Origin of the sequence: Streptomyces sp. NPDC088725 (genome assembly GCF_044751305.1) — a bacterium.
Taxonomy (GTDB): Bacteria; Actinomycetota; Actinomycetes; order Streptomycetales; family Streptomycetaceae; genus Streptomyces.
The window spans coordinates 480,699-502,589 of the sequence record NZ_JBIVLO010000005.1 but is presented as its reverse complement, the minus strand read 5'-3'; the positions used below and the strand labels follow the sequence as shown (position 1 = coordinate 502,589).

Here is a 21,891-nt window from a genome sequence, read left to right as displayed (position 1 = left end):
CGATGACGCCGAACGGCCCATCCTCCCCGATCAGGGGCTTAGACGCTGAGGAAGTCGATCGCACGCTCGTCGAGCTCTGCCGCACAGCGCACCCCGCGGGCGCGGAACCGCGCGAGGTCCTTACGCATGCTCTTGACCGCCTTACGCGTGCGTACCGACTGCACGCCGCTCATGTGGTCGATGGCCCGGTTCCAGCTCTGGCACGCCTCCTCGATCCGGCCGCGCTTCAGTTGCATCTCTGCGCCGGCTACGAGGTCAAGGGAGACGATCCGCGCGTACGTAGCGGGGCGTGCAGTCGCCGCACGGACGTACTGGTTGGCGGCGGCGTTGTAGTCCCCCAGCGTCTCGTACACCTTGGCGGTGCGGGAGTAGACGGATGGGGCGGGCGGCCCCCAGGCCAGAGCCCAGAAAGGGGTCTCGTCGCCCTTGTCGGCGGTGAGGAGTTCGCGGGCCTGGTCGGCCTCGGCGATGGCCGCTCGCCGTTGGTCTCCCTTGGCGAGGGTGTGGGCGTGGACGACGCGGAACAGGGCCATGGTCGCGTTGTCGACCTTGCCTTTGGCGCGGTTCAGTCCCGTCTCCGCGAGGCCCTGGCAGTGTTCGGGGCGGTGGAGCTTCAGGCCCTGCATAGCCATGGTGCGCATGATGAACCCGTCGTGCCCGGTGATCCCTGATTCGACGGCGAGTGCGTAGGACTGGAGGTAGTACCGCTGGGCGAGCCCTTGCTGTCCGGCGTCGTAGGACTTCCAGCCCAGGAGGTGAACACCTCGGCTGGCGGCGGAGAGCATGTGCTGACGCATCTCCTCGTTGCGGAAACGGGCGCGGCACAGCGGGGCGACGTCATCACGGAGGTACTGGACGAGTGCGGAGCGTCCGTGCCGGCCGCCGTGTCGTTCGTCCATCTCGGAGAACATGCTCACCATGTCCCTCACCGCACGCACCTCGGCCATGCCGACCATGTGGCCGGTGCGGGCGGCATCAGCCCTGTCGGCCATTTCTTGCACGTAGTTGAGGGGCAGGGCAGCGGCGGCCACCGAGTAGGCGGAGGACGTGAGGAAGGTACGCCGGTCCAATTCAGCCCTCCACATCGGCAACAGGGCATCGATCGGGTCCGCCCCGAGGGACAAGCCCATGGTGTCGTCCTCTGCCACGTTCGGGCTCGGCAGGCCGAGGTCGGCAAGTGTGAGCAGACGGCCGGTGTGCCGAGACAAGGCGACAGCAAGGAAACGGGCGGTCGTCTCCTGCGGTACGACGCCGTTGAGCCAGTGTCGGATCATGCCCTTGTTCGTGCCTAACTCGACACCGCACTCGGCAGCGACCTGCCGAACGGCCTTGGCGAGTGCTTCGTAGGTGAGACCCGACTCAGTGATGAGATCCCGGAGCCGCTGGTTCGGTGTGCTCATGGTCATTCCCGCCCGTGATACCCGTGATACCGCTTGACCTCCTCCTCACCGTACCGCCAGACCCCTACCGCGGGTTGACTGTTCATCACGCCAAGCGACCGTCCCGAAAGGGAGTTCCAGGGTCGCGTCGTCTGGCTGTGTGTAGCCGACGCTCAGTCCCGAGCATGCGGAAATCCAGTGACCAGGAGGTCATCACCATGGAGCAGAACACCACCCCCGAGTACAGCGAGCCCGTCGTCCTGGACGCCGGTCAGGTCGCCGCCGTGACCCTCGGCACGAACAACTTCGACACGGCCGACGACACCCAGTACAAGAACGCCTGATCGCGTTCCGCCGGACGTGACAGCGTCCCAGGGCTGACTGGGCGTCGGGCCGCGAAGGGCCGTGCTGCGTGCACGGCCCCGAGCGGCCCGGCGCCCGTTCTTGTAACGGCGATCGACACACCCACAAGGAGAAGGGGACAGGGCGGATGCGGTGGAGTGCAGGATGGTTCGGCCAGAGTAAAAGAGGCCAAGCGCCGCGCGACGGGGAGCCGGTGCCGGTGCTGGAGTCGGCGTGGACCGTCGGCTGGCCGAGTGGCGGCGTGCGCGCGGTGGGCGACGGCCGGGCAGAGTTGGCGGTCATCGGGGAGTGCGGGGCGGACGACGACCAGCTTCGGCGGGCCCTGGCCACCGTACGTTCTCGGGACTGGAGGACGCTGACCACGTGGCCCGGGTCCTATCTGGTCGTCGCACGGTGCCGCGAAACCCTGGTGGTGATCGGTGACCTCTCCGAACAGCACCCGGTGTACTGGCGGCCCGACCGCTCCGGCGTATGGTGGTCGACCTCCGCGACCGCACTCGCGGCACTGGACGGCGCACCAGTCGACACCGTTTCCCTCGCCGCCCGGATGGCGTTCGGGCAGCCCGATGTCCTCGGGACGAGAAGCCTGTTCCAGACGGTAAACCGCGTGCCCACCGGTTACCTGCTGCTGATCACCCCAGCGCGCACCTCGACGGTGCGCTACGAGCCCGCCGAAGCTGAACCGGTGGACCTGTGTCATGCAGCGCCGACCGTACGGGCGGCACTGACGGCCGCGGTGACTACACGTCTCGGAGACCTCCCGGTGAGCGGGGACCTCGCGGGCCTGGACTCCACGACCTTGGTCTGCCTCGCCGCGCAACGCACACCAGTGACCGCGGTGACCTTCGCAGACGAGCGGCTGCGCGACGACGACGTGGCGTACGCGACCCGGACAGCAGCCACGGTTCCCGGAGTCTCGTACCGCGCGGTGCCCGGCAGCCCGGACACCGTGTACTACAACGGACTTGACGATCTCGGATCGCTGCCGGTCACCGACGCCCCGAGTGCCTTCGTCGTGACGGCCTCCATCAAACGGGCCGTACTGGACGCGGTGACCGAGCAGCAGACTGCCGGGGTCCACTTCACCGGTGCCGGCGGGGACGCCGTTCTCTCCGCGCCCTCCTCCTACCTGTCGGATCTGCTGCGCTCGGGCCAGCGGTTCCGGGCCTGGCAGCACGCGCAGGCTCATGCCCGGCTCCGGCACACCACCGCCTTCACGGTGATTCGCCGGGCCCGGCCCGCCTCCCGCTCCACCTTGACCGAGGCGTGGTCGCCACTCGCGGCCGAACTCCGTCGCCCGCCGCCCCCCTGGACTCCCCAGGCTCAGCAGCCGGTCGCCTGGACACCCTTGTTGGCCACAGCCGCCTGGATGGCGCCCGACATGCGCCACCAACTCGCCGCCGTTCTCGACACCGCGGCGGCCGACCACCTGGACGCACCGTCCAACCTCGCCGCCTGGTCGGACCGCCAGGACCTGGCCCGGGTCGGTGTGGACACTGCCGGGTGGCGCGAGATCGCCCGTGCCGGCCACGGGGTGGAACTGGCCGCCCCGTTCCTCGACAACGAGGTCATCCGGGCCTGTCTCGCCGTCCCCGCCGAGCAGCGCGCCGTCCCCGGCCGGTACAAGCCCCTGCTCGCAGAGGCGTTCGCCCGGACTGACGTCGTTCCTGACTTCGTCATGAAACGGGTCACCAAGGGCGGCTTCAACGCACTGTCCTACGCGGGGCTCCGCGAGAACGCCGCCGTCCTGCGCGACCTCATCGGCCCCGCCTCCCGGCTGGCCGCCGCCGGGCTGATCACCGACGCACCCGTGTCCGACATGCTCGCGCGGGCGGCGGCCGGACAGCCCACCGCCCAGGGTGCCCTGCACCTGGCCGTCAGCGCGGAAGTGTGGCTGCGACAAGTGGACACCACGATGGCGAGCTGGTGGGAGGTGAACACCCGTGCTGTTGCTGCATGAATTCACTCATCCCGTGCTCACCGACGAAGGCGGCGCGATCCTGGACGAGCGCACGGGCCGCTGGAGCTGCCTCACGCCGACCGCCGCGTCCGCTGTACTGCTCCTCCTCTCCAGCACCACCGAGAGCCAGGCCGCCGAGCAGTACGCCGAGCGGTACGGGATCTCCCGCGACCAAGCCGCCAACGACATCCGCACGGTCTCGACCGCGCTCACCGAGCAAGGTGTCACCGCCCGGTCAGCAGTGCGCCACCCGTGGTGGAGGCGTGGCCGATGACGACCAACGAAGCCTGGTCCACCGTCCGCACCGGGACCTTCGGCGAGCGCGTCGTCGCCCTCGCCGGTCTCCTCCTTGCCCTGCTGCTCCTTCGGCTGCCTTTCCGGTACACCGTGCGGGCGGTCCGCTGGGCCCGCATCGTGGGGCGCCGCCCTGTGAGCCGGGCACAGGGCGAGGTGCTGGTCTTGGCCGTACGGCACGCCGGCCGCTGGTGGCCGGGTCGTGTCGCCTGCATGGAGACCTCCCTCGGCGCGGTCCTCGCCGCCGCGCTGCTCGGGCAGCGGCTCGCCTGGTGCCTGGGCGTGCGCTTCGCTCCGCCGCCGGTCGAGTACCACGCCTGGGCGGCCCTTCCCGATGTCGGCCCGATCGGGGAGTACACCGCCGCCGGCTGGCACCACCACACCGCCCTGACCATCTGAACCGCGTCTTCACCCTGGCGTGTCCTTCACCCGCCTGGAGCAGTTGACGCATACGCGTACCCCACCCCTCGAAGGAATGACACCGTGACCACCGTCGCCGAAGCAGCCGAGACCGTACCTGAGCGCCACTACACCCACCACGAGGAACGAGGCGTCACACCCCACCGCTCCAATCCCCTCGTGATCCATCGCGAGCTGAACACGCTCGACGTGCACGAGGGCATGAATGTGGTGGAGTTCGGTACCGGCTCCGGCTACTCGGGCGCGCTGCTCTCGCACCTTGTCGGCACTTCGGGGCAAGTCACCAGCCTCGACATCGACGCCTACCTGGCGCGCTGGGCCGCAGTCATCCACCAGGAGCGCGGCGTCCGCAACGTCGAATGCCACGACTCGGACGGTACCGCCGGCTTCGCCTCCCGTGTCCCATACGACCGGATGGTGGCCTGGTGCACGCCTGCGCTCCTGCCCAAGGCATGGGTGGATCAGATGGTGGACGGCGGGATCATCGTGGCCCCACTCCCGATCGCGGCCGTGCCCAACATGACCGTCGTGGCGAAGATCGTGGTGCGCGAAGGCCGGCCCGAGGTCGAGTCGGTGGCGAACGGCGGCTACATCGAGGCCACGACTTCGCCTAAGGGCGATCTCGACCTGCCAGGCCGGTGGGTGGACTGGGAGAACCGCGTCCCGTCCCCGTCGTGGATCTCCCTGGCCTGGCGCGACGAGGACGATCAGATGCGTACCGGCGCCCGCACCGCCCTGGACCGGCTCCTGAAGGACGCGTACACCGATCCGTACGGCCGGGAGATCGACTGGCCGTCCTGGCGGACCTTCGCTGCCTCGCTCGCAGACCACCGCCTCACGATGGCCGGGCTCACCCCGGACCTGTGGGCCATCGGGCACACCACGACGACCTCCGCGGCCGTCATCCAGCAGGACGGCACGATCCTGGCGGACCGCTCTGACAGCCCCTCTCTGGAGATTCTGCGCGGCTGGCTCGCTGCGTGGGAGGAGGCGGGCCGCCCCGCGCCCGAGACCTACACGCCCCGTCTGGTCCAACAGGGTCTCGCCGACGGCCAAGACGGCTGGGCGCTCCGGCTCATCCGATAGACCGAACCACCCCCTGCCACCCCGCGAAGCCCGACTCGGCCGCACGGACTGTCGCTATGTGCGAAACCTCCGGCCCGTCAGACCAGTTCCTGAAGCATGCAAGGGAGTTGGCGGGGCGGTCGACCGCGCGCTGCGTGTACTTCCTGTGCGAGTACCTCGCCGGGGATACAACGAACAGCGATGCCGTGGAGAACGCGGACGTGCCGTGAGTAGCCGAGAGCGCAGTGGCCTGCTTCATATCCGCCGACAAAGCGCGCCTTGGCCGGGGATGGCAACCCGTCCGCCTGTGTGGCGGTCGGCATTGGTCTCCCGGCCAGGGCGCTACCCGCCCGTGGGATTCGTGACGTCCCGAGCGGGGTCGCGCCCCTGCACCTGCGCAAGGCCGCAGTCTGGGAAGGGAGTTAGGCGATCGCGTCTACTTCAGGGCGGGCAAGCCACTCGTCGGTCATGTCCGGTTGAACCTGCGGTCGAACTTGTCGCGGTACCGGGGCCTGGAGCGGCCCCGAAATCTTAAAGCCACACACGGGCCCCCGGATCTCCCGATCGAACGAAGGACCGGAATCAACCCGCCTAACAAGGTGGAAGCGCTCATTCGCCGGTTCTCGCGCCCCGCCGCCCGCTAGCGTCGGGCGCATGATCGTATGGCTGAACGGCACCCACGGCGCGGGCAAGACGACAACCAGCCCGCTCGTGCAGCAACTGATCCTGGAATCAAGGGTGTTCGACGCCGAGAAGGTCGGCGAAACCCTCATGGACATCAAGCCCAGGCTGCCCTGGACGGGCAACTTCCAGCACTGGCCACCGTGGCGGCCCCTCGTGGTCGAGACCGCCCGTCACGTACTCGACTACACCGGCGGCACGCTGGTGATGCCCATGACCGTCCTGGTCGAGCGGTACTGGCGCGAGATCAGTACGGGCCTCGCCCAACACAACATCCCCGTAAGGCACTTCGTCCTCCACGCCGACCAGGACACGCTGCGGGCCCGCATCGACGGCGACACCGATCTCGGCCCGTCCACGTTCCGCCACGCATATCTTGAGCCATACGCCGAGGCGGCCCGCACCTGGCTGCACGCCGAGGCCGAGGTCATCGACACCACACACCTGACGCCGGCCGAGGCGGCTGAGCGGATCGCGAAGGCGGTCGGAAGCTGACGGCCGCGCTTCTCTGTCTGGCCGAACTCCGCGGGGGGCAGCCGACACCTGCTTTGTAAGAGCAGCGCTCGTAGAGTCCATCCCCGCGTGCGCGGGGAGCAGGAGTCACCCGTCGTCCGGCACCACCCGACGACGGGACCATCCCCGCGTGCGCGGGGAGCAGGCTTCCTGACCTGGGAGTTTACGAGGGACCCTCGCCCGTTTCGACAACTTTCACCAGATCGGACATACAGCGCAAAATTGCACCATCTTCCGCCTCGCGACGCTCCCCTACCCGCACTCCAAACTCAATCATCAGTATCAGGCACGCGCAGCATCCCGGACTCCGACTGCCCGCACCGCCGGGGAAGCTCACCAACCAACGCCCGCCCCTCCCCTTCAAGACCACACCACCCACTGACGCGAGGCCAACCACCGCCGACCCGCCTCCCCGCGGATCGCGAAGGCGGTCGAGAGCTGATCGCCCTGCTGCGCCTGGTCGAACTCCGCGTGCGCGGGGACCAGATCGGCCGTGTCGGCACCACCTTGCGAACCCGCCCGCGCAGCGCTGCTCCACTGCTTCGGATTGGCCGCCCTGAGCCCAGCAAAGAGCCCCGCCGCTCGGGGAGGGCGAGGCTCTACTGCGGCTCGGCGCATAGGACAGGCCGCATCAAATGGCGCCGAACACGCCTGCCTTGACGCCTGCCACGAAGGAGGCGAACGAACCAGCGGGGACGTTCAGGACGGGGCCGCTCACGTTCTTTGAGTCACGGACGGGGACGATGCCGCGCGAGGGAACAAGGTTGGCGGCGACCTCGACGCAGGCGCCGCCATTGTTGCTGTAGGAAGACGTGAACCAACGGGGGGTTTCGGTCGTCACGGGGTGCCCTTTCGTAACTGCTGGATCATGGCCACTGATGCGTCCTGCGAGAGCGCAGCGGCCTGTAGTTGATGGTAGGCCGTCAGCAAGGGCAGGACGAACTTGTTGTCACGTTCCAGATGGCCACGATGAGCAGACTCTGCGTACGACATGAGCGAGCGATCGGCCATGGTCAGGATGTAGAGAGGCAGGTCGAACGTACGGCGTGTGCCCATGGCGTACGGAGCAACCTGAAGCAGCGTGTTCGGCAGGGCGGCGAACTCCACCAGATGCGCCAACTGCTCTTCCATCAAGACGGGTTCGCCGATGGGCCGTCGGATGCAGCTCTCATCCAGCACCACCGAGACCAGCGGCAGCGAAGGGCGGACAAGGGCCGCTTGCCGCTCCGCGACGAGCGCAACACGCTCTTGGGCCTGTTCGGCGCTGATCGCTCCCCGGGCAACAGCACTGTCTGCCAGTGCAGACGCGTAACCAGACGTCTGGAGAAGCCCGGGAATGACCCCAGTCTCGAACAGCCTTATTTCGGCTGCCCGCCCCTCATACCCGATGTAGTCGGGGAATCCCTCCAACAGACTGCCTTGCCGGATCTCGCGCCATTGGCGTTCGAACGTGTCCAGTTGCCCGCCGGTACCAAATACGGCGTCAGCACTTCGCGCGAGACGCAAGGTTGGAACCTTACGACCAGTTTCAACTGACGAAATATGCGTACTGGAATACTCCAACCGCACGCCCAACTCTTCCTGCGTCCAGTTGCGTTCCTCTCGCGACCTGCGCAGACGCGCACCGAACGCCGCTTGCGGTGAACTTTCGGGATCCAACTCCTTGACGTTCACGGCTGCACACCGACCTTTCGTCCCCAACTTCCACATTGACCGAGTTCTCAGCCTAGGCCACGCTGATGCCCCTTGGTAGCGAAACAGCTACGGAGAGGAGCAGTACATGTCTCCACCTCGGCTTGAATCCGTGCCGGTCGACGGCTGCCGCGTCTGCCTGGTTCATGCACAGGGACGTGAACACGCACGTAGGCAGGGCTGGGAAGAGATGGTGCGGGAGTGCGGCCTCACCATCGCCCAGCACCCGCACCGCCGGTCAACGGACAGGACGGCGAGGTCATGACCGACAACCCGTTGAAGTTCCCGCCGTGCACCTGCGGAGACCCGAACTGTCCCGACGCCGAGCCGAAGCCACAGCCACAGCCGGCGGACGACAGGTCGCACAGTCCAACCATGGAGCGCGTGCGGGCGGCCATACAGGCCGCGAGGCGTCAGAAACGTGTGGGAGGTAGTCAGTGATAGACACCAGACTCTGCGTGCGTGATCCCGAGTGTGCCGACACCGCCGAGTGTCTGCGCGAACCGGCGTGCGCGGCCCGGAAGCAGGCGCCGGCCAACCTGCCGATACCCAAAGAGTGGGTGTCCTATCTCGCGGCCCCGGACACCAAATGGTGCTGGGTGTGCGGTGTCCCTGCCGTGCTGTTCCTGTTCGACGACAACACACAGTGGTTCACCTGCATCACCCACCACGGCACGATTGCGGTCCGTCTGCTGCGCGGTGACCTTCTCGGTGCACCGACGTAGCTATTCAGCCCCGACCCTGCTGGGCATCCTGGCGGCTCCCTCCCCAGCTTGTCGCCCGGAATGTTCAGCAGGGTCGGTACGACCCCCGCGCGCCGACCCCGTACCGGGCGCGCGGTTCGGGGACGGCGGGAGCGTGCGGCTCCCAACGTCCCGCCCGTACACCTGTCAAACACCGGACAGGAGTGCGGACGGGGTGGCGCTGCTGGTGAGCGGCGGCGCCACCCCTCAGGCTTCCCGGCGGTGGTCTCGCGCCGGGAAAGGGGGACGGCAGATGCTCAGGCTGCCGTCCCCTACCCGTTCCACCACCACACCATCAAACGGAACGTGAGGATCAAAATGTCTGTACTGATTGAAGTGCCTACTCGTGAGCCCGCCGCCGGGATAGCGAGCCTGGAACTGGAGATCACCGGAAAGTGCCAACTGTCGTGCACACACTGCCTGTCGGAGTCCAGCCCGCAGGCGACGCACGGCGAAATGGCCCCCGCCGACTGGCGCACGGTCATCACCGACGCTGCCGCACTCGGCATCCGTACCGTCCAGCTCATCGGTGGCGAGCCCACCGTTCACCCGCACTGGCGAGAGTTCGCCGAACTGGCCCTGTCCCTCGGGCTGCACGTCGAGGTGTACAGCAACCTGTACAAGGTGCACGACGACTGGTGGGACCTGTTCACCCGGGACGGCGTGACCCTCGGAACGAGCTACTACAGCGACGACCCCGCCGAGCACGACAGGATCACTCAGCGGAAGGGGAGTTACACGCGGACGCGCTGCAACATCCGCGAAGCGGTCAACCGCGGAATCACCGTCCGCGCCGGAATCGTGGACATCCTGCCGGGGCAGCGCGTCGCCGAAGCACGCGCCGAGCTGGAATCCATGGGCGTACGGCACATCAACACCGACCGATGCGCGCCGTAGGCAGGGCAGCGCTGCCCGGCACGAAATCCACGCTGGACGAGATGTGCGGTCGGTGCACACGGGGACGGGCGGCCGTACTCCCGAACGGGGACCTCGCCGGCTGCGTGCTCTCGCGCGACTTCCCGGCGGGCAACGTACGGGAAACCCGGCTCGCCGATCTCCTCGGCGGCGCGGCCTGGTCCTCGCTCTCGGCCAGCATCCCGGAGCCGCGCAACGCGTGCACCCCTAACGATTCGAGCGATTGCGACCCCGCGAGCAAGACGGCCTGTGACCCCGCGTACTAGGAATGGCAGGCTCCCGGCATGGACTGGACTACTGCTGCAAACCGGCTCGCAGGCCGGGTAACCGACCCTGATTCACGATGGCGCGCCCCCGTGGCGAGCGTGGCACGGCATCAACTCGTCCCGCGCTGGTGGGACGTGGATGACGCGGGCGCATGGGTACTCCGTGACGGCGCAAGCAACCCCGAAGCGTGGGCGGAAGCCGCTTACGCGGACCGGTCGTTGGTCACCCGTGTGGGCGGTCTCCACGCCGACCAGGCGGGCCCGGACGACCGGCCTGAAGGGCTGCCCACGTCTTCCGCGACGCTGCCAAGTCTGGTGGTCCGGATGCTGCGACACGCACGGCTCGGACCGGGGCTGTCGGTCCTGGGCTTGGGCACCGGAGCCGGCGGGCTCACCGCGTACGCGTGCTACCGCGTTGGCGACGTGCGCGTGACAAGCCTGGACGTGGACCCGTACTTGGTCAGTGCCGCCGGGGAACGTCTCGCCGGTATGAACTACCGCCCCAAGATGGTCACGGCGGACGCGACAGAACACGTCCCCGGCACTTACGACCGGATCGTCACCACGGTCGGAATGCCACCGGGCCCGGGTCTGCGGCCTGTGCTCGGCGCACTCCGCGAGGGCGGAAGGCTCGCCACAACGCTCGGCCGTACCTCTCTAATCGTCACCGGATGGAAGAGCCCGGCGGGAGACCTGATCGGACAAATTGAACGCGACACCGCCGGGTTCATGCTCACCCGGTCCGGAGACGACTACCCGCCCGTCCTTACCAAGCTGTTCACCGTGGCGCGTAACGCGGAAGGAGATGAGATCAGTACGGGCCGGTATCCCGTAGTTGACGTGGCGAACGCATGGGAACTGCGCTCCATGTTGGAAGTCACGACACCAGGCGTGGACCTCGCCTACGAACAGCGCGGCCGGACAAGGGCCGCCTACATGGTCCACCCGGACGGATCATGGGCACGCGCGTCCGCCGAGTGGACCGATCGGCCGACCGTCCACCAGCACGGCCCTCAACGGCTGTGGGACGCGTTGGAACGCATTCGGAACCGACTCAACGCGGAAGGCTCGCTGCCACTGCTCGGCGCCCACGTGCGCATCGCATCGGACGGAGTCGTTCACCTGTCCCGTGGACAATGGCGCGCGTCCATGGGCGCGCCGTAACCGGCACGGCGGACGGGATAACCGTCTGGCCTCGCCCCGTCCGTCTGTTACTCCCGTGACAGACGGACGGGGCTTTTCGCGAAGAAATGCACGCCGAGGACCACCCATGTTGCAGTGCACTGCTGTTCGGCGCCTGCCCGCCCTCGAAACGCTGGCGCAAATACTCCGCTCCGACGACCCGCCCGACCACCCCGTGCCGAGATCCCAGGACCATCCCCGCGTGCGCGGGGAGCAGGTACTGCGTGATGTGCTGGTCAAGGCCCAGCCGGGGCCATCCCCGCGTGCGCGGGGAGCAGGTGCAGTCCACATTGCAGGGCCTGACTTCGAAGGGGCCATCCCCGCGTGCGCGGGGAGCAGACTCTCTGACCTGGGAGTCTACGAGGGATACCCACCGGTTTCGATAACTTTCACCGAATCGGACATGCAACCCAAAACGGAACCATCCCCTGCCTCGCCATCCTCCACGGTCAGTATCAGGTATGCACAGCCCCCAGAGTCCGGTGGCCCACTCCCGCCGAGGGGGATCGCCCGCCTTGCCAGCCGACAGCCACCCGCCTTCAAGAGCGCACCACCAGCCGACGCGGTGCCAACCGCCACAGGTCCGCCGCCCAGTGGGTCGCGAAGGCCGTCAGGAGCTGTGGTTCGTGCCGTGGTGAACTCAGCCGGTTGCGGCCAGTTCCATCGGCCGGTGGGCAGGCTCGTGTTCGGGCGGGCAGTCGCGGCAGCGGCCTGGTTCCGGGGCTCGGAAGGCGCGTTCGCAGCCGCCTTCGCACGTCTGCCACGGGAAGAGTTCCGGCGCGGGGGCCGGGACCGGGACGAAGGCGGGCGGCAGGGCTACGGGAGGTTCGGCCAAGCGGTAGCCGAGGATGCGCGCCGGTCGGGACCGGAAACGGTCCGGGAGGCGGGCGGTCAGGGACTCGGTGATCTGCTCCGGGCTCATGCCCTGGGTCAGCCAGGAGGTGACCCCCGGGGCCAGTTGGTCGACCTCGCGCCGGGACAGCACCAGCCGGGGGTCGGCGATCCGCAGCGATGCGAGGATCACGACGGCCTGCGGGTCAGGGAGTTGGTGATCGGCGGGTTGGTGGTCGGGAGCCTGCTGTTCGGGGGCCTCGTGAGCCTCAGGCACTGCGGCCGGTTCGTCCGGCTCCGGCTCCGGAGGTCGCGCGCGAGCAACCTCCTGCGCCGGAGCGGGCGTTGACTGCGGTCGTGACGGTCGCGGCCGTCCCGGCGTGCGTAACTCGCCTTGTCCCGGCACGTCGTAGGCGAACGTACGCGTGTGCACCCGGCCGCCCGGTCCTCGTTCGCGGCGGCGCTCCAGGTATCCGGCGGACTCCAGCTCGCGCAGTGCGCGGGAGATCAGGATCTCGCCCTCGGTGAAGTGCTCGCACAGCGCGGCGATCGACACCGGAGCGCCGTCCGGCAGCGAGAGGATGTACGTCGCGACGCCGACCGTGACCGCGCTTCCGCGCCGTTGCGCCAGCGCGTTGGCGAGCACGGTGAAGTGCGCGGTGAGACGGGTGCGGACGTGGAGCACACCAGCGGTCGGAGTACCGGCGGGCGGGCATGCGGGCGCGATAGAATTCGGCTCAGCCATGGGGAAGGTTTGGTCTTCCTGATTGGTCAGGCCTTCGGTCGGGATGCCAGTCCCGGCCGGGGGCCGTCTGTTTGTGTGGAGTTGTTTCGACGCGAACGTAACCGCCCACAACCGCCCGCCGCAACCGCTTCACCCGTGCGGGTGATGCCTGGTCCGGGGAGGGGCGGGAGGGCAGGATCAGTTCTCTCCCCGTGTGTCTTCAGGGAGTTCGTGGGCCACCGGATCCCGGCCGGCCAGGTACCGGTGAAGCCGTAAGGACGCACACCTGTTCCCGTGCGACACCGACACCCGGCCCGGCAACAGCCCAGCCCTCAGGCCGCGTCGTGATCCTCGCGTACGACCACCGCGCCCGCCGCCGGGGCCGACGCCATCCGCGCCGTACGGCAGGTGCCTGACGCCAGGAGGGCTTCCGCCACGCGGTCAGCCGTCTCCGGGTCCTTCGTCAGGAACGCCGTCGTCGGGCCCGAGCCCGAGACCAGCGCCGCCAGCGCGCCCGCCTCGACGCCCGCGTCGAGGGTGGCCGCCAGCGTCGGGCGCAGCGAAAGGGCCGCCGGCTGGAGGTCGTTGGTCAACGCGCCCGCCAGCGCGACCGCGTCGCCCGCGCTGAGCGCGTGCAGCAGCGCGGGGTCCGCGACCGGTGCGGGGATGAACGATCCTTCGGTCAGGCGGTCGAACTCGCGGAACACCGCCGGGGTGGAGAGACCGCCGTCGGCGACCGCGAACACCCAGTGGAACGCGCCGTCCACGTCCAGCGGCGTCAGTTGCTCGCCGCGGCCGATACCGAGCGCCGCGCCGCCCAGCAGGCTGAACGGCACGTCGCTGCCCAACTCCGCGCAGATGGTGAGGAGTTCTTCCTGCGAAGAGTTCAACTCCCAGAGCGTGTCGCAGGCCAGCAGAGCACCCGCGCCGTCCGCGCTGCCGCCCGCCATACCGCCCGCGACCGGGATGTCCTTGTCGATGTGGATGTGGACGTGCGGGTCGATGCCGTGGCGCTCCGCCAGGGCGAGGGCCGCGCGGGCCGCGAGGTTGGTGTGGTCGAGCGGGACCTGCTCCGCGTCCCGGCCCGCGCAGGTGACGCGCAGGGCGTCGGCGGGGGTCACGGTGATCTCGTCGTAGAGGCCGACGGCCAGGAAGACGTTGGCCAGGTCGTGGAAGCCGTCGGGACGGGCCGCGCCCACCGACAGCTGCACATTGACCTTGGCCGGTACGCGCACCCGCACCACGGCCTGAGCCCCGTTCCGAACCTCGGCCTCCACCGCTGCCCGTACCGTCTCGCTCACGCGCCCGCTCCCTTCGACTCCGCGATCCGCGCGAACTCTTCGACTGTCAGTGATTCGCCCCGCGCCTGCGGCGAGACCCCGGCCGCGACGAGCGCCGCCTCGGCGGCGGGCGCGGAGCCCGCCCAGCCCGCGAGGGCCGCGCGCAGGGTCTTGCGGCGCTGCGCGAAGGCCGCGTCCACGACCGCGAAGACCTCAAGCCGGGTGGCCGTCGTCTTCAGCGGCTCGCTGCGGCGCGTCAGGGAGACGAGGCCCGAGTCGACGTTGGGCGCGGGCCAGAAGACCGTACGGCCGATCGAACCGGCACGCTTGACGTCCGCGTACCAGTTGGCCTTCACGGACGGCACTCCGTACACCTTGTTGCCGGGAGTCGCCGCCAGCCGGTCCGCGACCTCGGCCTGCACCATGATCAGCGTGCGCTCGATGGTCGGGAAGTGTTCGAGCATGTGCAGCAGGACGGGCACGGCCACGTTGTACGGGAGGTTCGCGACCAGCGCGGTGGGCGCCGGACCCGGCAGCTCCTCGACGCGCATGGCGTCCGAGTGCACCAGCGAGAAGCGACCGGCGCGCGAGGGCATGCGCGCCTCGATCGTCGCGGGCAGCGCGGCGGCCAGGGTGTCGTCGATCTCGACGGCCGTCACATGCGCGGCCACCTCCAGCAGCGCCAGCGTCAGTGAACCGAGCCCGGGGCCGATCTCCACGACGACGTCGTCCGGGCGCACCTGCGCGGTGCGGACGATCCTGCGGACGGTGTTGGCGTCGATCACGAAGTTCTGCCCGCGCTGTTTGGTCGGGCGTACGCCCAGCGCTGCGGCCAGTTCGCGGATGTCGGCGGGGCCCAGCAGGGCGTCGGGCTCAGTGGTGCTCACCCGGTAAGCCTACGGCCGCAGTGCGGCCACGGACTCGCCCCCCGTCGCACGTAGAGCATCTTCGCGCGGAAGGTCTGCTCGGACGGTGAGGCGTCCTGCGGGCGGCCGGTGCCGCCGAGTGCGTGCCAGGTCCGGGTGTCGAACTGGTACAGACCGCCGAAATTCCCCGACGCGTCGACGGCTCCGGCCCTGCCGCCGGACTCGCAGGCGGCCAGCGCGCTCCAGTTCAGCCCGTCGGCACCGGCGACGGAGGTCGGCCGCGCTTTCGTACCGACCCTGATCCGCTCGGTGACCGGCAGGCGCACCGTCTCCTGGCGGAGTCTGCGCGGCTTCTGCTTGACGCCGTTGACGGTGCGCAGCGCGTACGTGACACGTCTGGTGCCGTGCGCGCCCTGCTGGGCGACGATCTCGGTGCCCTTGAATAGGGAGGCGTCGGACGTCTTGACCGTGTCGTACGGGATGACCTCCTCGCGCACCTCCTGGCTGCCGGTGATGCGCATGACGGTGACGGTCTGGCCGTCGCGCGGGAAGCTGCCCGCCGGTACGGAAGTGGTGTCCTGCCCGCGCAGCTCGATCCCGGCCTCGGTGAGCGCCTGGCCGACGGTCGCGGCGTTCGTACGGATGGTGTGTTCGCGTCCGTCGGCCATGAACGTCACGGACCGTTCCGTACGTACGTGCAGGGCGAGGCCGGTACGGCCGATCGCGGAGGAGCGCGAGACGGACAGGAACGCGCCCTCCGCGCGCACTCCGAGCTGCCGGAGTGCGCCGTCGACGGTGTCGGCCGTCGTCCACAGCCGGCGCTGCTGACCGTCGAGGGTGAGGAGGACGGGCCGGCCGTGGCGGACGATGACCTCGTCGCCGCTGGCGAGTCCGGCGCCGGGCGCGGGGGCGACGATGTCGTGCGCGCCGACCGCGAGCCCTTGCTCCTCCAGCAGGTCGTCCACGCCGTCGGCGAAGGTGTGCATGGTGCGCGGGACGCCGTCGACGCTCAGCTTGATGGCCTTGTCGCTGGCGACGAACGCGGAGGTGCCACCGGCGAGGAACGCGACGACGAGCGCCTGCGGGAGGAGCTTGCGCAGCACGTCCGGGGACGGGGCCGGTCTGGAGGATCTGCGACGGCGGGGAATGCGCCGGGGGCTCGCACGGCGCTCACCCTGGCCGCCGCGCGCGCTGCGGGCGCCATGCTGGCGGGGCAGAAGCGGCGGTTGGGGCTGGGGGGACTGTTGAGACGGTTGAGAGAAGGGCGGGGCGTACGGGGTAATGAGGGTGGCGGGGTCGTACGAGGGCTCCGAGGACGCGTAGGCGGGCCGGGGGAAGGGCTCGGGCGGTCCGTATGCGCCGTGGGGCGACGAGGGCGGGTCGTAGGGAGGACCGTACTGTCCGTACGGCGAGGGCGGCTCGTACGGCTGGGGCGGCTGCTGCTCGTAGGGCTCGTACGGCTGCGGCGGCCCGAACGACTGTGACGACTGCGGCTCGTACGACTCCGGCGACTGCGGCTCGTAGGGCTCGTACGGCTGCGGCGGCCCGAACGGCTCGTACGGCTGCGCCGCGTACGCCGGTGGTACGTACGGGGGCGGTACGTGCGCGGGCGCGACGTACGCCTCGTGCGGCGCGTACGTCTCCGTGGCCGCGTACGCCTCTCGGGCCGCGTACATCTCCTGCGGCGCGAAGGCCTCCTGCGCCGCGTAAGGCCCATGGCCCCCGTACGGCTGATCCGGCTGATCCGGCTGGTGCGGCTGATCCGGCTGGTGCGGCTGGTGCGGCTGGTGCGGCTGGTACGGCTCGTGCGCTTCGTACTGCTCCTGCGGCTCGTACAGCGGGGGTCTGTACGGCGGAGGCTCGTACACAGGAGGCTCGTACGGCGGGGGCGCGTACGCCTCCCGGGCGGCGTACGGATCGTACGCGGAAGACGCGTACGGGGGTGGTACAGGCGGTGGTACGTACGGCGCCGGTGGCGGTTCGTACGGTGACGGTTCGTACGGCGGAGGCTCGGCGGTCCTGGCGCTGTGGCGCCCGCCACGTGCCGCTCGGTGACTGCCCTGCGAATGGCTCACGACGCTCCACAAGATCCGGTCCGGCTCGCTGCGACGGCGCCGCGAAAGCGCTGCGAGCCGGGACAGTAGCGGAGCTTGTGTAACTCTCCAAAGCCGACCGACCACGCAGTGTCGCGACGCTACCCTGCGCCACCGCAGCGAAAACGCCGTTTCCGCGATCTCTCAGTAACCGAACGCCTGTGCCGTATTGCTCGAAATCGCCTCGGCCATGGCGTCCTCCCCGATCCCCCGCACGTCCGCCATGGCACGCAGCGTGACCGGAATCAGATAGGGCGCATTGGGCCGTCCGCGGTAAGGCGCCGGAGTGAGAAAGGGCGCGTCCGTTTCCACGAGAACGAGCCCCAATGGCGCTACTGTGAGCGCGTCACGCAACGGCTGAGCGTTTTTGAATGTGACATTGCCTGCAAAAGACATGAAATAGCCCGCCGCAGCACACATCTCAGCCATTTCCGCGTCACCGGAATAACAGTGGAACACCGTCTGTTCAGGTGCGCCTTCCTCGGCGAGGATACGCAGCACATCCGCGTGCGCTTCGCGATCGTGGATGACGAGCGTCTTATTGTGCCTTTTGGCGATCTCGATATGCGCGCGGAACGAACGCTCCTGCGCCGCCATCCCCTCGGGACCTGTCCTGAAGTAGTCGAGCCCGGTCTCGCCCACGGCCCGTACCTGCGGGAGGGCGGCCAGCCGGTCGATCTCGGCCAGCGCGTCGTCCAGCGCCTTGTCGCCGCCCGCCTCGCGCGCGTCCTGCCGCGACCAGCCGTCCGGATCACCGAGGACGATGCGCGGGGCCTCGTTGGGGTGCAGGGCGACCGCCGCGTGCACGTTCTCGTACGCGGCGGCGGTGTCGGCCGCCCAGCGGGATCCCGCGAGGTCACATCCCACCTGCACCACAGTCGTCACACCGACGGAGGCGGCCTTGGCGAGACCGTCCTCGACCGCGTCGGACTGCATGTCGAGGTGGGTGTGCGAATCGGCGACCGGCACCCGCAGGGGCTCGGGCAGCGGCGGGGCGGCTTGTTTCGTACTCGAACTCTTCGTACTCGAACTCATGGGCGCGATCCTACGAGGGCGCGGTGTACGCGGGCTCATACCCGCGTGGACCGTACCTTTGAGGACCGCGCCCATGAGTCGGGACCGTTACCGGCGCCGATTACGCCGGCCACCGGCGGTGGCCGCGCCGGCCCGCGGCAGCGATCGCGCCGGCCTACCGGCGGTGGTGGAAGGGGTGCAGGAGATCGGCGAGGTGCCAGTGGTGGACCGGCTCGCCGGGCGCCCCCGCGGCCGGCGTATCCGCCACGGTCCCGTCAGGCAGCGTCCCCGTGTCACCCTCGGCGCCCTTCGTGCCCCCGGCGCCCTTGGTATTGGCCGGGTGGTTCTGCTCCAGCATCAGCGCCCGGACCGACGACACCTGCCCGGACTGCATGATGCGCACCACATGCCCGCCGCAGTTGGCGCAGGACGGGCTGGAGAGCGGGGAAGGGACCCGCGCCCCCTCAGACTTGTACACAACGAAATTATGGCCTGTGCCGTCGACGTGGTGCTCTATGTCGTAGGCCTGCTCCCAGCCGTGCCCGCAGCGCATACACGCAAAGGCATATGCCTCGTGGGCGACGGCGGTGCCCGTTATCTCACTCATGCCAACTCCTCTCCACCGCTCCAGTGGACGCCTTTTCCGGCGGGAGTGCATCAGCTCCTGTCGATTAATGGTTCGCTCTTGGCCTTCTCATATCCAAAGGCCGTGGCAGCCGGTTCAACGCCGGTCTGTCCTTTGCATTTTACTCGGACGCTTTACCGTTCGGGGGCTGTGCGCGCGCCGCGTTTTTTGCCGCTACGACCGCATCGAACACCGCGCGTTTGGGCAGACCCGATTCCGTGGCCACGGCCGCGATCGCCTCCTTCCTGCGCTCCCCCGCCTCCTCCCGCACCTGCACCCTGCGCACCAGCTCCGCCGGGTCGAGGTCCTCGCCGCTCTTCTCGGGCGCGCCCTCGACGACGATCGTGATCTCGCCGCGTACGCCCTCGGCCGCCCAGACGGCCAGTTCGCCGAGGCCGCCGCGCTTGATCTCCTCGTACGTCTTGGTCAGCTCGCGGCAGACGGCGGCCCTGCGGTCCGCGCCGAAGACCTCGGCCATCGCGGCGAGCGTGTCGTCCAGGCGGTGCGGTGCCTCGAAGAAGACGAGCGTGCGCCGCTCCCCCTCCGACTCCCGCAGCCGGGTCAGCCGCTCGCCCGCCTTGCGCGGCAGGAAGCCCTCGAAGCAGAAGCGGTCGACAGGCAGCCCGGACAGCGCCAGCGCGGTCAGCACGGCGGAAGGGCCCGGCACGGCCGTGACCTTGATCTCCCGCTCGACCGCCGCCGCGACCAGCCGGTAGCCGGGGTCGGAGACGGACGGCATCCCGGCGTCCGTGACCAGCAGCACGCGCGCGCCCCCGAGCAGCGCTTCGACCAGCTCGGGCGTTCTCGCGGTCTCGTTGCCCTCGAAGTACGACACGACACGGCCACGCGTCTGCACACCCAGCGCCTGGGTGAGCCTGCGCAGCCGCCGGGTGTCCTCCGCGGCCACCACGTCGGCGTTCTCCAGCTCGGCGGCGAGCCGCGGTGGCGCGTCCGTGAGGTCGCCGATGGGGGTTCCGGCGAGGACGAGCGTTCCTGCGGGTGTTCCGTGGTCTACCGGCGTTCCGTTCACATCCGCCATCCTCGCAGGGCCGCACGCACCTCCCACACAGCGGCGTTCCTTACGATGGCGCGGTGACGAGTACTGCGCCCAAGGCCCTCCAGGGGCACGACGCCGGCGAAACGCCGCCCACGTGGCCCGAGCGGCTGCGCCGATTCGGCCACGCGCCCCGGCAGGTGATCGGGCTGCGCGAACGGCTGGTGCCTCCGTACACCCGGCCCTCCGAGCGGGTGTGGGCGCTGCTCGGCGTGCCGCCCGTGCTGCGCGACGGGCTGGCCCGCCGGGCGGCCTGGGCCGGGCCGCTGCTCGTCACGCTGTTCGCGGGCGTGCTGCGGTTCTGGCACCTGGGCAGCCCGAAGGCGGTGATATTCGACGAGACGTACTACGCCAAGGACGCCTGGGCGCTGATCCACCAGGGCTACGAGGGTGACTGGCCGAAGGACGTCGACGCGCGGATCCTGCTCGACCCGTCGTCCGTGCCCGTGCCGCACGATCCCGGCTATGTGGTGCATCCGCCCGTCGGCAAGTGGGTCATCGGGCTCGGCGAGTGGATGTTCGGGTTCGACCCCTTCGGCTGGCGTTTCATGGTGGCGGTGCTCGGCACGCTGTCGGTGCTGATCCTGTGCCGGGTCGGCCGGCGGCTGTTCCGCTCCACGTTCCTCGGCTGCCTGGCGGGCACGCTGCTGGCCGTCGACGGCCTGCACTTCGTGATGAGCCGCACCGCGCTCCTCGACACGGTGCTGATGTTCTTCGTCCTGGCGGCCTTCGCCTGCCTGCTGGCGGACCGCGACTGGGCACGCCGCAAAATGGCCGCCGCGCTGCCGGAGGACGAGGACGGCGTCCTGCGCCCGGACGTGAGCATCGCGGAGACCCTGCGCCTGGGGTGGCGGCCGTGGCGGATCGGCGCCGGACTGATGCTCGGCCTGGCCTTCGGCACGAAGTGGAACGGGCTCTACATCCTGGCCGCGTTCGCGATCATGGCCGTGCTGTGGGACGTCGGCATGCGCCGCACGGCGGGCGCGGTACGCCCGTACGCCGCGATGTTCCGGCGCGACATCGTGCCGGCCTTCGTCTCGACGGTGCCGGTCGCGATCGGCACGTACCTGGTGTCGTGGAGCGGCTGGTTCTTCACCTCGGGCGGCTACTTCAGGACGTGGGCGTCGGAGGGGCCGGGCAAGGGCGGCGACTGGACGTGGATCCCGTCCGGGCTGCGCAGCCTGTGGCACTACGAGTACGAGGTCTACCAGTTCCACCTCAACCTGACCTCGGGCCACACCTACCAGTCGAACCCGTGGAGCTGGATCGTCCTCGGCCGCCCGGTCTCCTACTTCTACAAGGACCCGGCGTCCGGCACGGACGGCTGCCACGCGGCGGCGGGCGCCAAGTGCGCCCGCGAGGTCCTGGCGCTCGGCACCCCGCTGCTGTGGTGGGCGGCCTGCTTCGCGCTGCTGTACGTCCTGTGGCGCTGGTTCTTCCGCCGCGACTGGCGCGCGGGCGCGATCGCGTGCGGTGTGGCGGCGGGCTGGGCGCCGTGGTTCCTCTACCAGGAGCGGACGATCTTCCTCTTCTACGCGGTCGTCTTCGTCCCGTTCCTGTGCCTGGCGGTGACGATGATGATCGGCGCGATCATCGGCCCGGCCGGCTCCGACGAACGCCGCCGCATGGTGGGCGCGGTCGCGGCGGGTGTGCTGACGCTGCTGATCATCTGGAACTTCATCTATTTCTGGCCGCTGTACACGGGGACGCCGATCCCGATGGACTCGTGGCAGAACAGGATGTGGCTGGATACGTGGGTGTAGCGGGGTGACGGGTTGAGCCGGGACGGCGGGCGACCCCTGGACGGCGCGCGGCGCGCCCGGGATGTGACGGTCGTCGCAGTCCGGTAACGGTCGCCCGCGGTATTGGACCCCTCGCGTAGAGTGCGGCCAATACTTCCTTTGAACACGTTCAAAGGAGGCTCCTGGGGA

The 21,891-nt window shown here is 69.4% G+C and carries 21 protein-coding genes; 11 read left to right on the top strand and 10 right to left on the bottom strand.

What is annotated here, in order from left to right:
* Positions 1 to 38 precede the first annotated feature (38 nt).
* The gene (locus tag ACIP6N_RS15640) at positions 39 to 1,400 is read right to left on the bottom strand and encodes a hypothetical protein (RefSeq protein ID WP_401815938.1); all 1,362 of its coding nucleotides are present in this window, start codon (positions 1,398 to 1,400) and stop codon (positions 39 to 41) included.
* A gap of 164 nt (positions 1,401 to 1,564) precedes the next feature.
* Here ACIP6N_RS15640 and ACIP6N_RS15635 point away from each other — a divergent pair, with 164 nt between their 5' ends.
* The 6 genes from ACIP6N_RS15635 (at position 1,565) to ACIP6N_RS15610 (ending at position 6,657) form a co-directional block, all read left to right on the top strand.
* Positions 1,565 to 1,723, top strand: coding sequence for a hypothetical protein (locus tag ACIP6N_RS15635; protein ID WP_401815936.1), 159 nt, complete (start codon positions 1,565 to 1,567; stop codon positions 1,721 to 1,723).
* A gap of 146 nt (positions 1,724 to 1,869) precedes the next feature.
* Complete coding sequence (locus tag ACIP6N_RS15630; protein ID WP_401815934.1) at positions 1,870 to 3,702, top strand: albusnodin/ikarugamycin family macrolactam cyclase; 1,833 nt, start codon at positions 1,870 to 1,872, stop codon at positions 3,700 to 3,702.
* Positions 3,686 to 3,976, top strand: coding sequence for a PqqD family peptide modification chaperone (locus ACIP6N_RS15625; protein ID WP_401815932.1), 291 nt, complete (start codon positions 3,686 to 3,688; stop codon positions 3,974 to 3,976). The genes ACIP6N_RS15630 and ACIP6N_RS15625 overlap by 17 nt, the downstream gene beginning before the upstream one ends.
* Entirely contained in the window at positions 3,973 to 4,395 is a 423-nt protein-coding gene (locus tag ACIP6N_RS15620) for a lasso peptide biosynthesis B2 protein (RefSeq protein WP_401815930.1), read from the top strand. The genes ACIP6N_RS15625 and ACIP6N_RS15620 overlap by 4 nt, the downstream gene beginning before the upstream one ends.
* Before the next feature lie 84 nt (positions 4,396 to 4,479).
* Entirely contained in the window at positions 4,480 to 5,502 is a 1,023-nt protein-coding gene (locus tag ACIP6N_RS15615) for a protein-L-isoaspartate O-methyltransferase (RefSeq protein WP_401815928.1), read from the top strand.
* Between the two features lie 633 nt (positions 5,503 to 6,135).
* A complete protein-coding gene (locus tag ACIP6N_RS15610) occupies positions 6,136 to 6,657 on the top strand; it encodes an ATP-binding protein (RefSeq protein WP_401815926.1) in 522 nt (173 codons plus the stop codon).
* A 649-nt stretch (positions 6,658 to 7,306) separates the two neighbouring features.
* On the opposite strand, the gene ACIP6N_RS15605 is transcribed toward ACIP6N_RS15610, so the two are convergent.
* Positions 7,307 to 7,516, bottom strand: coding sequence for a DUF397 domain-containing protein (locus ACIP6N_RS15605; RefSeq protein WP_401815924.1), 210 nt, complete (start codon positions 7,514 to 7,516; stop codon positions 7,307 to 7,309).
* The gene (locus tag ACIP6N_RS15600) at positions 7,513 to 8,385 is read right to left on the bottom strand and encodes a Scr1 family TA system antitoxin-like transcriptional regulator (protein ID WP_401815922.1); all 873 of its coding nucleotides are present in this window, start codon (positions 8,383 to 8,385) and stop codon (positions 7,513 to 7,515) included. Before ACIP6N_RS15600 ends, ACIP6N_RS15605 begins: the two co-directional genes overlap by 4 nt.
* A gap of 440 nt (positions 8,386 to 8,825) precedes the next feature.
* Here ACIP6N_RS15600 and ACIP6N_RS15595 point away from each other — a divergent pair, with 440 nt between their 5' ends.
* The 4 genes from ACIP6N_RS15595 to ACIP6N_RS15580 all read left to right on the top strand — a co-directional run bounded on the left by ACIP6N_RS15595 (position 8,826) and on the right by ACIP6N_RS15580 (position 11,455).
* Positions 8,826 to 9,092 carry a hypothetical protein gene (locus tag ACIP6N_RS15595; RefSeq protein WP_401815920.1) on the top strand — a complete coding sequence of 89 codons (267 nt, stop codon included), beginning with the start codon at positions 8,826 to 8,828 and terminating at the stop codon, positions 9,090 to 9,092.
* A 336-nt stretch (positions 9,093 to 9,428) separates the two neighbouring features.
* Complete coding sequence (locus tag ACIP6N_RS15590; RefSeq protein ID WP_401815918.1) at positions 9,429 to 10,007, top strand: radical SAM protein; 579 nt, start codon at positions 9,429 to 9,431, stop codon at positions 10,005 to 10,007.
* Positions 9,995 to 10,291, top strand: a complete 297-nt coding sequence (locus ACIP6N_RS15585) for an SPASM domain-containing protein (RefSeq protein ID WP_401815916.1) — start codon at positions 9,995 to 9,997, stop codon at positions 10,289 to 10,291. Before ACIP6N_RS15590 ends, ACIP6N_RS15585 begins: the two co-directional genes overlap by 13 nt.
* 18 nt (positions 10,292 to 10,309) lie before the next feature.
* On the top strand, positions 10,310 to 11,455 hold the full coding sequence (locus ACIP6N_RS15580; protein WP_401815914.1) for a methyltransferase type 11: 1,146 nt from the start codon (positions 10,310 to 10,312) through the stop codon (positions 11,453 to 11,455).
* 658 nt (positions 11,456 to 12,113) lie between these two features.
* On the opposite strand, the gene ACIP6N_RS15575 is transcribed toward ACIP6N_RS15580, so the two are convergent.
* The 7 genes from ACIP6N_RS15575 to rsmI all read right to left on the bottom strand — a co-directional run bounded on the left by ACIP6N_RS15575 (position 12,114) and on the right by rsmI (position 19,945).
* Positions 12,114 to 13,049, bottom strand: a complete 936-nt coding sequence (locus tag ACIP6N_RS15575; RefSeq protein WP_401815912.1) for a hypothetical protein — start codon at positions 13,047 to 13,049, stop codon at positions 12,114 to 12,116.
* A gap of 311 nt (positions 13,050 to 13,360) precedes the next feature.
* On the bottom strand, positions 13,361 to 14,329 hold the full coding sequence (locus tag ACIP6N_RS15570) for a 4-(cytidine 5'-diphospho)-2-C-methyl-D-erythritol kinase (RefSeq protein ID WP_401815910.1): 969 nt from the start codon (positions 14,327 to 14,329) through the stop codon (positions 13,361 to 13,363).
* Positions 14,326 to 15,195 carry a 16S rRNA (adenine(1518)-N(6)/adenine(1519)-N(6))-dimethyltransferase RsmA gene (gene rsmA, locus ACIP6N_RS15565; RefSeq protein ID WP_401815908.1) on the bottom strand — a complete coding sequence of 290 codons (870 nt, stop codon included), beginning with the start codon at positions 15,193 to 15,195 and terminating at the stop codon, positions 14,326 to 14,328. The genes ACIP6N_RS15570 and rsmA overlap by 4 nt, the downstream gene beginning before the upstream one ends.
* Complete coding sequence (locus ACIP6N_RS15560; protein WP_401816224.1) at positions 15,192 to 16,850, bottom strand: ubiquitin-like domain-containing protein; 1,659 nt, start codon at positions 16,848 to 16,850, stop codon at positions 15,192 to 15,194. The genes rsmA and ACIP6N_RS15560 overlap by 4 nt, the downstream gene beginning before the upstream one ends.
* Positions 16,851 to 17,411: 561 nt before the next feature.
* Entirely contained in the window at positions 17,412 to 18,302 is an 891-nt protein-coding gene (locus ACIP6N_RS15555) for a TatD family hydrolase (RefSeq protein ID WP_401815906.1), read from the bottom strand.
* A gap of 154 nt (positions 18,303 to 18,456) precedes the next feature.
* Entirely contained in the window at positions 18,457 to 18,888 is a 432-nt protein-coding gene (locus tag ACIP6N_RS15550; RefSeq protein ID WP_401815904.1) for a hypothetical protein, read from the bottom strand.
* 139 nt (positions 18,889 to 19,027) lie between these two features.
* Complete coding sequence (rsmI, locus tag ACIP6N_RS15545; RefSeq protein WP_401815902.1) at positions 19,028 to 19,945, bottom strand: 16S rRNA (cytidine(1402)-2'-O)-methyltransferase; 918 nt, start codon at positions 19,943 to 19,945, stop codon at positions 19,028 to 19,030.
* A gap of 53 nt (positions 19,946 to 19,998) precedes the next feature.
* Here rsmI and ACIP6N_RS15540 point away from each other — a divergent pair, with 53 nt between their 5' ends.
* On the top strand, positions 19,999 to 21,723 hold the full coding sequence (locus ACIP6N_RS15540) for a dolichyl-phosphate-mannose--protein mannosyltransferase (protein WP_401815900.1): 1,725 nt from the start codon (positions 19,999 to 20,001) through the stop codon (positions 21,721 to 21,723).
* The last annotated feature ends 168 nt before the right edge of the window (positions 21,724 to 21,891 follow it).

Excerpts from the sequence above, each read along its gene's own strand:
- ACIP6N_RS15630 (WP_401815934.1), top strand. The coding sequence starts at position 1,870 with ATGCGGTGGAGTGCAGGATGGTTCGGCCAGAGTAAAAGAGGCCAAGCG.
- ACIP6N_RS15635 (WP_401815936.1), top strand. The coding sequence starts at position 1,565 with ATGCGGAAATCCAGTGACCAGGAGGTCATCACCATGGAGCAGAACACC.
- ACIP6N_RS15575 (WP_401815912.1), bottom strand. The coding sequence starts at position 13,049 with ATGGCTGAGCCGAATTCTATCGCGCCCGCATGCCCGCCCGCCGGTACT.
- ACIP6N_RS15600 (WP_401815922.1), bottom strand. The coding sequence starts at position 8,385 with ATGTGGAAGTTGGGGACGAAAGGTCGGTGTGCAGCCGTGAACGTCAAG.
- ACIP6N_RS15610 (WP_401815926.1), top strand. The coding sequence starts at position 6,136 with ATGATCGTATGGCTGAACGGCACCCACGGCGCGGGCAAGACGACAACC.
- ACIP6N_RS15585 (WP_401815916.1), top strand. The coding sequence starts at position 9,995 with ATGCGCGCCGTAGGCAGGGCAGCGCTGCCCGGCACGAAATCCACGCTG.
- ACIP6N_RS15555 (WP_401815906.1), bottom strand. The coding sequence starts at position 18,302 with ATGAGTTCGAGTACGAAGAGTTCGAGTACGAAACAAGCCGCCCCGCCG.
- ACIP6N_RS15560 (WP_401816224.1), bottom strand. The coding sequence starts at position 16,850 with ATGTACGCGGCCCGAGAGGCGTACGCGGCCACGGAGACGTACGCGCCG.
- ACIP6N_RS15640 (WP_401815938.1), bottom strand. The coding sequence starts at position 1,400 with ATGAGCACACCGAACCAGCGGCTCCGGGATCTCATCACTGAGTCGGGT.
- ACIP6N_RS15590 (WP_401815918.1), top strand. The coding sequence starts at position 9,429 with ATGTCTGTACTGATTGAAGTGCCTACTCGTGAGCCCGCCGCCGGGATA.
- rsmI (WP_401815902.1), bottom strand. The coding sequence starts at position 19,945 with ATGGCGGATGTGAACGGAACGCCGGTAGACCACGGAACACCCGCAGGA.
- ACIP6N_RS15550 (WP_401815904.1), bottom strand. The coding sequence starts at position 18,888 with ATGAGTGAGATAACGGGCACCGCCGTCGCCCACGAGGCATATGCCTTT.
- ACIP6N_RS15620 (WP_401815930.1), top strand. The coding sequence starts at position 3,973 with ATGACGACCAACGAAGCCTGGTCCACCGTCCGCACCGGGACCTTCGGC.
- ACIP6N_RS15580 (WP_401815914.1), top strand. The coding sequence starts at position 10,310 with ATGGACTGGACTACTGCTGCAAACCGGCTCGCAGGCCGGGTAACCGAC.